The sequence below is a fragment of the Gemmatimonadota bacterium genome, assembly GCA_016712265.1.
Classification (GTDB): Bacteria; Gemmatimonadota; Gemmatimonadetes; order Gemmatimonadales; family Gemmatimonadaceae; genus RBC101.
The window spans coordinates 193423-207021 of record JADJRJ010000028.1; the positions used below are offsets into that span (position 1 = coordinate 193423).

Here is a 13599-nt window from a genome sequence, read left to right on the forward strand (position 1 = left end):
GGGTTAGCGCGGCACGCGGTTACCGGCGATCCATACGGCTGAGATCCTCCGGACGTTCGAGATGTCGGTCAATGGGTTGGCGTCCAACACGAGGAAGTCCGCCCACTTGCCCGCTTCCAACGTGCCAAGGTCGCGCTCGACACCCATGCAACGTGCGGCCGTTCGGGTGGCGCTCGCAAGCACCTCGGCCGGGGTCAGCCCCGCCTTCGCCATCAGTTCGAGCTCCATCAGCTCGAAATAGCCCTGAAAGCGGGCGGCGGGACCGGTGTCGGTCCCCATGGCGATGGCTACGCCGGCGTCGTGCAGGCGCTTGAGGTTCCGGCTCGCGACCTCAAGGGCGGCCTTGTATCGCTGGGCGGCGGAACTGGCTCGCATGGCCTGTTGTCGGCTGGGGTCCAACAGCCCGGGCACCTGGCCAATGTCCGGATGGATCCTGAACAGGGGATCCTCGAACCAGGCCGGCGCGGACTCGTACACGAAGGTCGAGACCTCGCGCATCAGGGTGGGCACGACGCATGTGTTGCGCGCCTTGAGCTGGGCGACCAGCGCTTCGTCCACCTCGCCATCGCGAATGCTGTGCGCGACCAGGTCGGCGCCGGCGGTCAGCAATCCCTTGGCGTCGGCCAGGTAGAACAGGTGGGCCGCGACGCGGCTGCCGCGTCGGTGTGCCTCCTCGATCACCGCACGGTACACGTCCGGGGGCATCTTCTTCGCCGTGCCCAGGTTGTCGTCCACCCGGATCTTCACGAAGTCTACCTGTTGGCCGACGACGCCAGCGACCTGGGTCCGCGCCTCGTCCGGCGTGTTGGGCGTCAGCACCGGGCCGGAGACAAAGACGCGGGACCGATCGAGCGACCGGACGTTTTGTGTGCGTCGGGCCTCAAAAACATCAGCGGCCTCTCCGCCGAGCGAAAACACCGTGGTCGTCCCGTACATGGCGTAGGTCCGCAGTTCGCGCGCGGCGTTGACATGCCCGTGGGCATTGACCAGGCCGGGGATGACGAACTTTCCCGCGAGGTCCACGCGCTCGGCCGTCGCTGGGATCGGCACGCGCGCTCCAGCGGCCACGATCCGCCCGTCGCGCACGAGGACGGTGGCGTTGGCCACGGCCGGGCGTCCCGTGCCATCGATGAGGGTCGCGCCAGTGAACGCACGATCCTGGGCGCCGAGGAGGAGTGGGAGAAGGGCGAGGAAAGCGAGGAGAAGGGCGCGCGGCATGGGGATGGGAAAGGGAGCGAGCCACAAGCATCGTGCCGCGGACGGTCGGAGGCAATGATGGGCGAGGCCAGCGGGATCGTGAGTCGGGGCGCCCTCGCCCTCGTCAGCCCGGGTCCGGCGACGTACACTCCGATGCTCGCGCTCGACCCGTCCTCCCGACGCCCGTTGGGTGGCCCCGACGCGCGCCACGACCTTCACTCGCCTCAGGCCCTCACGTTAGGTGTATCCCTCGTACCGTATCACGAGCGCGGCGCGCTCGCTCGCGACCTGCCACAACATCGAGGACCTGCGCCGGCTGGCGCGGCGCCGGTTGCCCGCGCCGATGTTCCATTACATCGACGGCGGCGCCGACAACGAGTGGACCCTGGCGCGCAACACGACCGCGTTCGACGACTACGAGCTGGTCCCGCACTACCTGCGCGACGTCAGCACGATTGATTGCTCTACCCGGCTGCTCGGGCAGGACGTCAAGCTCCCGTTCTTCCTCGCTCCGACCGGGATGTCACGCCTCTTCCATCACGAGGCAGAGCCGGGGGTGGCGCGGGCGGCGCAGGCAGCCGGGATGTGGTATACCCTCTCGACGATGGGCACCACGCGCATCGAGGAGATCGGCGCCCTGGGCGCCGGGCCCTGGATGTACCAGGTCTACATCCTCAAGGATCGTGAGTTGACGCGCGAGTTCGTGCAGCGCTGCAAGGCGGCGAAGTACCAGGCGTTGTGCCTGACCGTGGACACGCCACTCGCCGGCAACCGCGAGCGTGACCGCGTCACCGGGATGATCCTGCCGCCGCGCTTCACGCTCAGCAGCTTCCTGTCGTTTGCCATGCACCCGCGATGGGCGTTTCACCTGCTCCGCAACCCGGACTTCCAGATCGCTAATGTCACCCATCGCGTCGACGTGCTCTCGCGCTCGACGGTGTCCCTGATCGACTACGTCAACAGCCAGTTCGATCGCACGGTCACCTGGGACGATGTGGCGTGGCTGGCGAAGGAGTGGGGTGGGCCGTTCGTCCTCAAGGGGATCCAGGCGCCGAGCGATGCGAAGCGCGCCGTGGACGTGGGGGCAACCGCGATCATGATCTCCAACCATGGTGGCCGCCAGCTCGATGGTGCCCCCGCCCCGGTCGACGGTGTCGCCGCGATGCGCGAAGCGGTCGGCGATGCGCTCGAGCTCATCGTCGACGGCGGCATCCGCCGCGGCACGCACATCCTCAAGGCGCTCGCGCTCGGCGCCAACGCCTGCTCGATCGGCAAAGCGTACCTCTATGGTTTGGCAGCGGGTGGACAGCGTGGGGTGGAGCGGGCGATCGCCTTGCTCAAGGCCGAGGTGGAGCGCGACATGGCCCTGCTTGGCGTACGATCGCTGAAGGAACTGGGAAGACATCACGTGCAGGCGCTGCGCCGCGGCGCTTCCTGACGTCATACCGGGCCCGGCACCCTGTCGGGCGTTTTCCCCTTCTCGTCCAGACCGTCGCGTCGCATGCATGAGGGGGACCGGAGGGAGGACCAGCGTGCGGATTGCCTTCGCGACATTTCTCGTGTTACACGGAGCCATTCACCTCCTCGGCTTCGCGAAAGGCAGGGGCTTGGCCGCTGTCGAGCCGCTCCAGGTGCCGATCACGGCGCGGGGCGCGTGGATGTGGCTGGCGGCGGCCCTACTCTTCGTGTTCACCGCCGCACTGTGGCTGGCGTCGTCGCGATGGTGGCCGTGGGTCGCGCTCCTCGCCGTCGCCCTCTCCCAGATGCTGGTGGTCCAGTCGTGGCGTGACGCGAAGGTCGGGACGCTGGCCAACCTCCTCGTCATCGTCCCCACGCTGCTCGCGCTCGCAGACCTGCGCCGCACCAGCCTGGCGTCCACGTTCGCGCGCGAGGCGGCTCAGCTGGTACAGGCGAGCGCAGGGGCCACGGCCCCCGTCGCGGATGCCGATCTCGCCACGCGGCCCCCGATCGTGCAGCGCTACCTGCGGAGAGCGGGCGTGGTCGGGCGGCCGAGGGTCCGCAATTTCCACCTGACCTTCGACGTGCAGATGCGCGGAGGGCCCGACGAGCCCTGGTTCCACGGGACGGCGGAGCAATATGAGGCGTTCCACCCACCAATACGTCTCTTCTATATGAAGGCGTCACGGGCCGGGCTCCCCTTCGACGGGCTGCACCGCTACGTCGGCGACGCGGCCACGATGGACATTCGCCTCCTTGGACTCTACCGCGTGCAGTTCCTCGCGGGCGCCGAGATGACTCGGAGCGAGACCGTCACCCTGCTCAACGACATGTGCCTGCTCGCGCCGGCCGCACTGCTCGAGGTCCCCGTGGTGTGGGAGCCCATCGATGAGCGCTCGGTGCGCGCGCGATTCACCAACGCCGGCCACACCGTTGAGGCCATCCTGACGATCGACGCCCAGGGCGACCTCGTAAACTTCACCTCGGAGGATCGCTCCCGGGCGATCGATGGAGGCATGGTGCGTCTGCCGTTCGCGACCCCGGTGCGGCGCGTGGGCCGGATGGCCGGGGCGCGCGTGGTGGTGGACGGGGACGCGACCTACACCGAGGATGGCCGCGAGTGGAGCTACGGACGTTTTGTGCTCACCTCGCTGGCCTACAACGTCACGCCCCGCTGATCAGCCCTTCCAGATCGACGAGAGGACGCGCACGGCGTTGCCCCCCAGGATGCCCTTGATCTGGTCATCGGTGTAGCGCCGGCGGATCAACCCTTCCGCGAGGTCAAAGGTGCGCTTGGGGTGGTCGAGGCCCTTGATCGTGAGCAACCACTCGCCGCTCGAGCCAATGTGCAGCTTGTAGCGCTCGAAGTTCGGGGTGGCGGGATTTCCTGCACCCGGCCCATTCACGGGGTTGGGATTCCCGACCAGGTCCATGTCACTGCCGACGGCGAGATGCTCGACGCCAACGAGCTTCGCGACGTAGTCGAAGTGGTCAAGCACGTGCTCGACGGTCACGGGTTCGTTGGCGTGCACCATCATCCGCAGGAACGGGATCCCCATCACACCACCCGAACGCGCCATCTTCTGGATGGCTTCGTCCGTCTTGGCACGCGCGTGGTCCGCGACCAACCCGCGACAGCTGGCGTGGGAGAAGACCACCGGGCGCTTCGAGATGTCGAGCGCATCGAGCGTGGTCCGGTCGGCGCAGTGGGAGACATCCACGGCCATCCCCACGGCGTTCATCCGTTCCACGATCTGCCCGCCAAACACCGTGAGCCCGCCGTCGCGTTGCTCCAGGAACCCGCTGCCGATGCGATTCTGGTAGTTGTAGGTGAGCTGCGAGAGCCGCTGCCCCATCGCGAAGAACGTGTCGACGTCGGCTGGTGAGCGGAAATGATCCGAGTTCTGGAAGGTGAGCATGATCCCCACCTTTCCGTTGCGCCGCACGGCCTCGAAGTCACTGGCGTCGTCGATGCGCATGAACCAATCGCTGTACTCAGCGAGGAAGCCGTTCCACTGCGCATGCCACTGCACGGCCTGCGCGTAGTCATTGGCGCCGTGGCCGAGGGCGATGACCCGGTACCCGCTCGTGCGATACGCCTCGTAGTCCGCTGCGGTCATGGAGCGCGCTTTCGTAAGCCACAGTTCGCTCTTTGGCGGTTTCTCGCTGAAGTCGGCGAAGCGGAACTGGTTGAGTAGGTCGACGACGGTCGTCTCCTGCACCAGCCGGATGGCGCGCGCGGAGTATTCCTGACCGGTCGCGAAGAGGTCAAAGCGGCCGCGGAGGATGGCGGGAGCGGCGAGCATCCCGACCCCAAGTCGGCTGACCGCCTGGCGACGTGTGAGGTCCATGCTCACGGACTCCCGGCGGGGGCGGCGGCCGTCCGACCATGCTTGAGGTGCTGGTCGAAGTAGCTCGCGATGTCGCCGTACATCGTGATAAGGTTCTCACGACGGCGGACATAGTAGTTCTCGTTCGGATACGTCTTGTAGACAAACGGCTTGTAGGCCATTTCGAGTCGCTCGGCGAAAATCCGCGACGCCTCCGATCGCGGGAGTGGAATGCCGGTCCCGTGCAGGAGCATGATCGGCGTCTGGATGTCGCGGATGTTGAAGATCGGCGACGAGGCCCGGTACACGGCGTCCGCCTGCGGAAGCGGCCCGAACTCGTACTCCACCAGCTTCAGGTGCCGCATCTCCTGCTCCTGGATCATGTGGAACCAGTCACCATAGCCAGAGACCGCGACTGCGGCCTGGAACACGCCCGGAGCGAAGGCCGCCGCAGCAAGGCTCATGCAGCCGCCGTAGCTCGTCCCTGTGATGCCCATCCGTTCGCCGTCAACGTAGGAGAGCGTGCGAAGGAAGTCGGTCCCCGCGGTGACATCGACCAGGTCGCATCGGCCCCAGCAGGCGTTGTTGGCATCCTCGAACGCCTTGCCGTAGCCCGAGCTGCCGCGAATGTTCGGCAACAACACGGCGTAGCCGCGCATCGCAAGGTACTGGACCTCCGCCTGGTAGGTATCGCTGAACTGCGCCGTGGGTCCGCCGTGGATATAGAGGATACCGGGCGCCTTCGCGCCGGCCGCGAGCACCGGCTCGTAGAGGTAGGCCGGGATCGTGAAGCCGTCTTTCGTCTTGTAGGTCACCTTTTTCGGGCGGATCAACGCGTTGGCGATATGCGCGGGTCCCGCGGAGCGGGTCAGCTGCCGAGGCGTTCCGCCGGTCCGCGCCACCACAAAGAGGTCGGCGGGATCCACCGGGGTTTCCAGCGTGTAGCTGATCTCCAACCCGTTCGGCGACCACTCGGCATTGTTCACTAGCCCCATCTCGGCGGGCTTCGCGATGACCTGTGGGGTGCCGCCAGCGGACGGCACCACTCGGAGGTCCTGCATCCCGTTAAACAGCGACAGGTACAGCACCGACTTGCCGTCCGGCGCAAATCGCGCCCCGCTTTGATTGGCGGCCTCAGCAGCGAGCCGGCGCGGAGTGCCGCCACGCATCGGCACCGACCAATAGTTTACCCACCCGCTGCGATGCGACCGGAAGAGGAGCTGCGAGCCGTCAGGCGAGACCAGCGGGTACCCGAAGGTGCCCCCCGCCTGGTAGTCGAAGAAGTCGGTGTCGGACACGATCAGTCGTGGCGTGCCGCCGCCCGCTGCAGGGAGCTCCAGCACGTCGTGATCGAGCCAGCGTTCGTCGAGGCGGACGTACACCACCGAGCGACCGTCCGGGGTCCAGGCGGGGAAGACCTCGTAGCGGGTATCACTCGTCAGGCGCGTGATCGCGCCCTCGAGCGAGGCGACCCAGATGTCGAACGACCCATACTTGTCACCCGCGAGCGCCAAGCGACGACTGTCCGGTGCCCAGGCATAGGAGTTGATCCGTGCGCCGAGACGCGTGACCTGCGTGGCGCGCCCGTTCGCTACCGACCGCACGAAGAGTTCGGTCGCGTTCTGGCCCTGCGCCAGGTAGGCGATCCACTGGCCGTCCGGGGAGAACTTCACCTGGTTGGACTGCAGGAAGGCCGTTTCGCCCAGGCGGGCACTCAGTGACTGGGGAAAGCCTCCCGCTGCGGGGATCGACCACAGGTCGGATCCGCCTAACGCGCCGCCAATTAGCAGGCGCGACCCGTCGGGGTACCACTGCGCGATCCCTCCGACAACAGACCGGATGGAGGTCACCTCTTCGGCACTGAGGACCGGGCGGGGCGACTGGCCCTGCGCCACGGTGGCGGCCAGGGCGACGAGCAGGGCGGCGCGACTCATCAGCGTCATCGGAAACTCGGGGAAAGGCGTCTCCTAACGATACGCCGAGGCGCAATTTTCAGCGAGCGACATATAGGGATCCTGCGCGCCAGCCATCACGGAAACGCGCGATTCAATGCCTTAGAGCCGGTTTCGCGCCTGCGTTTCGGGCCGTCCCGTCCCCAAGGCTTGCAAGGCTGTCCCGTGATGGGCCACCTTCTGTGTGACAACTTCCTGACATGCAGGGAGTTGCATCTCCACCCCAGGGAGGTCCACGCATGCTGTTTCGTTTGCATCGGTGGCGATCTGTGCTCGCCACTCTCACCCTCATTCCCGTTGCACTGAGCGCGCAGGAGCGGCGCGTGACGGGAACGATCACCCGACAAGGTGTCGGGACACCGCTTGACGGTGCGGAGGTCGCGGTCATCGGCCCCACGCGCGGACAGACGGTTCGCAGCGACGCCGAAGGTCGGTATGCCATCCAGGTGCCTGCCGGTGAGGTCCGGCTGCAGGTGCGCCTGATCGGTTACAAGCGGGTGGAGTTCACGTTGCCTGCCGGCCAGGCGACCGCTGACTTCAACCTCGCCCAGGACATCTTTAAGCTGAACGAAGTGGTCGTGTCCGGTCAGGCGACGACGATCGAACGACGCAGCGCCACGACCTCGGTGTCCCTGGTCACGGCGGATGAACTCAAGCGCGTCCCGGTGCCGACGGTCGAGGCCTCGCTGACCGGCAAGATCACCGGCGTCAACCTACAGTCGAACTCTGGCGCCCCGGGTGGCGGTATCCAGATGCAGATTCGCGGCAACAACACGGTGCTGGGCGGCTTTGATCCGCTCTACGTCGTGGACGGCGTGATCTACTCCAACGCCGTGGTGCCTGGCGGTCGCGGCTTTACCAACAACGCAGCGAACGCCGCGCTCGAGGCGGACGCGGTCAACCGCCTCGCCGACCTCAACCCGAACGACATCGCGAGCATCGAGGTCCTCAAGGGTGCCTCGGCCTCGTCGATTTACGGGTCGAAGGCAGCGAACGGCGTGGTGGTGATCACGACGACCCGCGGTCAGAGCGGGGCTCCGCGCTTCAACGTGACGCAGCGCGTCGGGCGCTTCGATCCCCTGCGCCTCATGCAGCACCGCCGCTGGACCCAGGATTCTGCCGTGGCGCGATACGGCGCCGGCGTGGCGCAGTACTTCGCCGGCAACTCGAGCCCGTTCTTCGACAATCCGGCCGCCATCTACAGCAACCGCGACCCGTCGTACGAGACGGTGGTCGACGTGAGCGGTGGCAACGCCAACACCAAGTACTTCATCTCGGGGAACTGGAAGAACGACGAAGGGATCGAGCTGAACACGGGCGCCGGCAAGCAGGGGCTCCGCGTGAACGTCGACCAGACCTTCGGCTCCACGGTGGACTTTCGCGTCTCCAGCGTCTTCAATCGCAACACCAACCAGCGTGGCTGGAACAACAACTGCAACAACTACGGGTGCCACGGCTACGCGCTGACCTACATCCCGAGCTTCATCAACCTCGCGGCGCGCAACCCGGACGGGACGTTCAACCCGGTGGGGATCGGTCCGGCGGGCAACTCGAACACGCTCTTCCTGTCCGAGATCGGGGTGAACGATGAGGAGACCAACCGCTTCACCGGCGGCGCCTCCTTTGGGTGGACGCCGAACATCGGTGGGGGCCAGACCCTCCGCTTGGTGGCGGGCGGCGGGATTGACGCCTTCGACCAGCGCAACAATGTGTGGTCGCCAAACGACCTCTTCCACGAGCGCGTGCAGGCGCTCCCCGGCGAGTCGGTGGAGAGCGGAGGTCGCAGCAAGTTCTTCAACTACAACCTGAACGCGATCCACACCGGCACCTTCTTCGGCCTGAACCTGACGACATCGGCTGGGTTCCAGTACGAGGACCGGCAGCTCAATACCTTCAGTATCCGAACGCAGAACCTCCTCCCCGGCCAGCGCAACGTGAACCAGGGGACGAACATCACCGCCACGGAGAACCTCACGCAGGAACGGACGATCGCGGCCTACGCCAGCGAAGAGGTCCGCCTCCTCAACGAGCGCTTGCTCGTCCGAGGTGGCGTGCGCGCCGAGCGCAGCAGTGTGATGGGTGACGTGGATCAGTACTACGTGTTCCCGAACGTCTCGAGCTCGTATCGGTTCGAAAACGTCTTCGGACCCGGCAGCGACGTGAAGCTCCGCGCTGCCTATGGGGAAACCGGCAACCAGCCGTTGTTCGGCCAGAAGTTCACCAACCTCCTGACCCCGCAGCTGGGTGGCCAGCAGGGGATCGCGGTGTCGACCCTGGCCGGCTTCCCGGGTGTTGAGCCCGAGCGGCTGAAGGAGATCGAGGGTGGCGCCGAGGGGTCGCTCTTCAATGAGCGCTTCACCTGGGAGCTCACCTATTTCAATCGCAACACGACCAACCTCCTCCTGAACCGCGTGCCGGAGCCGTCGTCTGGGTTCGCGACCCAGGTCTTCAATGGCGGCAAGATCCGCAACTGGGGCTACGAGGCCGGGATCGGCTTCACGCCGATCCAGACCGGCACGATGACCTGGGTCAGCCGCACGACCTTCACGCACTACGACAGCAAGGTCGAGGACCTCGCCGGTCTCCCGCCGTTCTTCCCGGCGGCGTCCGGCTTTGGTAACCTGGGCCGTACGCGCGTCGAGAAGGGGAAGCAGATCACCGCGATTGTCGGCTTTGACTTCGACGCGCAGGGGAACCGCGCCGCCGCGATCTCGCAGCTTGGCAACTCGGCGCCGGACTTCCGGATGGGCTTCTCCAACGACCTGTCGTGGAAGCGGTTTTCGCTCAACACGGTCGTCGACTGGCAGCAAGGGGGCAGCGTCATCAACCTCACCGAGTACCTCCAGGATGACGGCCGCACCTCTGAGGACTGGGGTTCACCGGCCTGGGCCAAGCGCTACGATGGCTATCTCAAGGGGGTCATCGCGCCCTACATCGAGGATGCATCGTTTGTGAAGGTGCGCGAGATCTCGGTGAACTATGACCTCCCGCAGTCCGTGTATGGGCGTCTCAATGGGGTGAAGAACGCGCGGATCGGCTTTGCGGCCCGTAATGCCTTCATGTTCGCCGGGTATCGCGGGCTGGACCCGGAGGTCGCCAACTTCGGCTCGGCGGCGATCCGTAACAACCTGGACATCACGCCGTACCCGCCGTCCCGCAATCTCCTTCTCAACATCTCGCTCGGCTTCTAGACCCCATGCGCATCCTGACATCACGCATCGCGGGCCGTAGCCTCCTGGCTCCCCTGGCCCTGACCGCAGCCCTGGGCTGCGGCGAACTCGACATCCTCAATACCAATGCCCCGACGCTCGAGACGTTGACGGGCGCTCCCACCCGCGCCGTCCTCGCGCGCGCGGCGACCGGGATTTTCTCGCAGGCCTACAACGATGTGGCAACCGAGGTGACGGTCTATGCGCTGTATGGGCGCGAAGGCTACAACCTCCTCGGCAACGACCCGCGCGAGACGCAGGAACAGTTCCGCGGACCGCCAGACCCGACCGGGCGGCACTCGGCCAACTGGATTGGACCCTACCAGACCATCCGGACGGTCAACACCTACCTCAAGGCTCTTCCTGCCGCCGCGGGGATGACCCCGGCCGAGGTGAAGGCCTCGCAGGGCTTCGCCAAGACGGTGAAGGCCTGGATGCTGCACCGCGTCGCGGTACGCACCGGGGCATTGGGGGTTCCGATCGACGTGGACCAGGAACTCGGTGGTGCGCCGGCCCCCTTCGTGAGCTTTGCGACCGCGCTGCAGGCGGCGACGACGCTCATGGACGAGGCGTACGCGGACCTCCTCGCCGGCGGGGCGGCCTTCCCGTTCACGGTGGCGCCCGGGTACACCGGGTTCAACACCCCGGCGACCTTTGCCCGCTTCAACCGCGCCCTCGCGGCGAAGATGTACGTGCACCGTGCGACGTTCGTGAACTGCACCGCGTGCTGGGCGCAGGCCTCAACGGCGATGGGACTCTCGTTTGTCACCGATGCCGGGCTCCCGGCGTCACTGGCGACCGGGGTGCTCTATCAGTACTCGACCGCCGCCAACGAGCCGACCAACCCGGTGACCGAGCTGCTGACGTCGCAGCGCTACTGGGTGCACCCCTCGATCGTCAATGGGGCGCAGTCCAATGCAGGGGTTCCGGATCGCCGACTCACCACCAAGGTGCGGGCGGCGGGCCGGACGCTCAACCTCAATGACCTCGTCGGGACGCACAAACCGGTCATGTACAACTCCGCGACTGACCCGACGCAGGCGAACCTGGGTGCGGCGATCCCGTGGATCAACAACGAGGAGCTGCTCCTGCTCCGCGCCGAGATCCGCTGGTTCACCGGCGCGCAGGCGGGCGCGGTGTCCGACATCAACCTCGTCCGGCAACACGCGGGTGGGTTGGGTGCCGCCGCGGTGACCGCTGCCAGCTCGAACGCTGACTTCATCACCGAGCTGCTGTACAACCGGACGTACTCGCTGATGTGGACGCAGGGCACGCGCTGGATCGACGCCCGCCGTCACGGGCGCACGACCTCGCTGCCGCTCGATCGTCCGGGGGACATCATCTACCCGAACATGATCGTGCCGGCCGCGGAGTGCGATGCACGCCGTCTGCCAACCCCGTGCACGCCGCTCACGAGCTAACGCATCGCCTCAAGCATGGCAGGAACAAGACGCCCCCGCGTAGCGGGGGCGTCTTGCGTTTCCGGCCGGATCCAACACGACCGGATGGTCGCTCGCAGGCCAGGGAACGACCGCGGCGTTCCCGAGCGAGGATTCGCGCCTCGGCGCCTCCTCAGGTCAACGCAACCGCAGCGGCGACTCCTGCATCCCGCGTGACGTGAAGAGGGCGACGGTGAGGGCGCCGCGCTGGAGGGCGGCCCGATCCTGCCCCGAGAGCGGGAACGAGCCAGAGGCCGAGAGCATCCCGGGGCCCGCCATCCGGTGAATGACCGGTGCACCGGTCGTTGTGCCACCCGTGCGCCGAACGACCACAGCCTGGAGGTCACGGGTTGCCAGTCCGGTCACCTGCACATCGTACCGCAGTTGGTTTGTTGTCGCGTCCCAGGTAAAGCGCGTCGTAGCCAGCGCTCCGTTCGATCGCACGGCAGTCGTGGTCGTCACCGGCGTCGGGGCGCGGCCGCCGCGCAGCGCCGGGGTCGTCGACGGGGCCTGTCGGCTGGACCGCAACTGCTCCAGGGCGAAGGCCAGGCCGACGAGCCGCACATCCGCGCGAGGGCGCCCGAGAAACTCGATCCCGACCGGCAGTCCGTCGTTGGTAAATCCCGCCGGCGCGCTGAGCGCCGGCAACCCGGTCACCGCACTGAGCAGGCAGGTGCTCCCGGGCTGGGCATCGCCCACAAACACCGGGCGACGCCGGCTCGTGGGATAGGCGATGACATCGACGCGCAACGAGTCCATGAGCGCGATCATCCGGTCGCGCAGCACGCGCTGTCGGGCGAGGTTCCGCGGATAGTGCGATGGGTCGCCATTGCCGGTCGTGTCCATCGCGATGATGCGACCGGTCATCGCGTCGTGGAACAACCCGCGATCGAGGATCCCGCGCGCCGTGAGGGCCGGCGCACCGGGGGTGCCGCCCAGGTAGGCCCGCAAGTCATCGTCGGTCTCGAAGTTGATCACACTCGTGTTGGCCGTGATCGAGTCAAAGTCGGCAATACGCACGTCCACGATCACGGCGCCGGCGGCTTGCATCGCGCGCGTCGTGGCGCGCACCGTGTCGCGGATGTCGCCCTCGATGTCCCCGGTCATGTAGTTGGTGAGCACGGCGACGCGTGTGCCGCGCATCGGGAAGGCACCGAGGGAGTCGGTGAACGCCGTGCGGCTCCAGCCCTCGGCCCCGCGTGTGGTCGCATCCGCCGGATCGTACCCGAAGGTCACGTCCAACGCGATCGCGAGGTCGCGGGCGCTACGTGCCAGGGGACCGGGGACATCCTGCGTGTGCGAGAGCGGGACGATCCCATCCCGGCTGGCGAGCCCCTGCGTCGGCCGCAGCCCGACGAGGTTGTTGAACGCCGACGGGATGCGAATCGAGCCGCAGGTGTCCGATCCCCAGCCGACGGCAGCGAAGCTGGCCGCGATCGCCGCCCCCGTGCCGCCGCTCGACCCCCCGGGACAGCGCATGGGGTCGTACGGATTGCGCGTCTGGCCGCCTAACGAGCTGATCGAGGTGATCCCGGCGGCCAGCTCGTGCATGTTGGTCTTGCCGAGGATGATCGCCCCGGCGTCGCGCAGCCGCTTGACGACAAAGGCGTCGTCTGGTGGTTGGAGCCCCGCCAGGGCAAGGGAGGACGCGCTCGTTGGCAGGTCGAAGGTGTCGTAGTTGTCCTTCAGCAGGACCGGAATGCCGTGCAAGGGACCACGCACGGCGCCCCGTCGTCGCTCGAGGTCCAGCCGGGCGGCGTCGCGACGCGCGTTGGGGTTCAGCCGGATGATCGCATTCAGTCCGGGGCCGCGCTGGTCGTAGGCCGCGATGCGCGCGAGATAGGTGTCCACCAACTGCGCGGCGGTCCAGCGCCCCGAGCGCAGGCCGTCCTGCAGGGTGGTGATGGAGGCTTCATGGACGACGTCGACCATGGCCGCTCGCTGCGCTGAGGCGAGGGAAGGCACCAGCACCAGCAGCAGGGAGGAGAGGGATCGCATAAGAGGGGACCGGGTT

8 protein-coding genes are annotated in these 13599 nt (G+C 67.0%); 4 read left to right on the forward strand and 4 right to left on the reverse strand.

Features of this window, described 5'->3' with window-relative positions:
- Positions 1-3 precede the first annotated feature (3 nt).
- Complete coding sequence (locus tag IPK85_07785; protein ID MBK8247278.1) at positions 4-1218, reverse strand: amidohydrolase family protein; 1215 nt, start codon at positions 1216-1218, stop codon at positions 4-6.
- Positions 1219-1540: 322 nt separating this feature from the next.
- Between IPK85_07785 and IPK85_07790 the strand changes: the two genes are divergently transcribed.
- Entirely contained in the window at positions 1541-2635 is a 1095-nt protein-coding gene (locus tag IPK85_07790; GenBank protein ID MBK8247279.1) for an alpha-hydroxy-acid oxidizing protein, read from the forward strand.
- Between the two features lie 94 nt (positions 2636-2729).
- Positions 2730-3833, forward strand: a complete 1104-nt coding sequence (locus IPK85_07795; GenBank protein MBK8247280.1) for a hypothetical protein — start codon at positions 2730-2732, stop codon at positions 3831-3833.
- Here IPK85_07795 and IPK85_07800 read toward each other — a convergent pair whose 3' ends face one another.
- A complete protein-coding gene (locus tag IPK85_07800; protein MBK8247281.1) occupies positions 3834-5006 on the reverse strand; it encodes a membrane dipeptidase in 1173 nt (390 codons plus the stop codon). It lies immediately after the preceding gene.
- Between the two features lie 2 nt (positions 5007-5008).
- A complete protein-coding gene (locus tag IPK85_07805) occupies positions 5009-6928 on the reverse strand; it encodes a S9 family peptidase (protein ID MBK8247282.1) in 1920 nt (639 codons plus the stop codon).
- 248 nt (positions 6929-7176) lie between these two features.
- On the opposite strand from IPK85_07805, the gene IPK85_07810 reads away from it, so the two are divergent.
- Both IPK85_07810 and IPK85_07815 read left to right on the forward strand, forming a co-directional pair.
- Positions 7177-10128 (forward strand): SusC/RagA family TonB-linked outer membrane protein, encoded by a 2952-nt coding sequence (locus tag IPK85_07810; protein ID MBK8247283.1) that lies wholly within the window; start codon positions 7177-7179, stop codon positions 10126-10128.
- Between the two features lie 5 nt (positions 10129-10133).
- Positions 10134-11567 (forward strand): RagB/SusD family nutrient uptake outer membrane protein, encoded by a 1434-nt coding sequence (locus IPK85_07815; protein ID MBK8247284.1) that lies wholly within the window; start codon positions 10134-10136, stop codon positions 11565-11567.
- Between the two features lie 156 nt (positions 11568-11723).
- On the opposite strand, the gene IPK85_07820 is transcribed toward IPK85_07815, so the two are convergent.
- Complete coding sequence (locus IPK85_07820) at positions 11724-13583, reverse strand: amidase (protein MBK8247285.1); 1860 nt, start codon at positions 13581-13583, stop codon at positions 11724-11726.
- Positions 13584-13599: the final 16 nt, after the last annotated feature.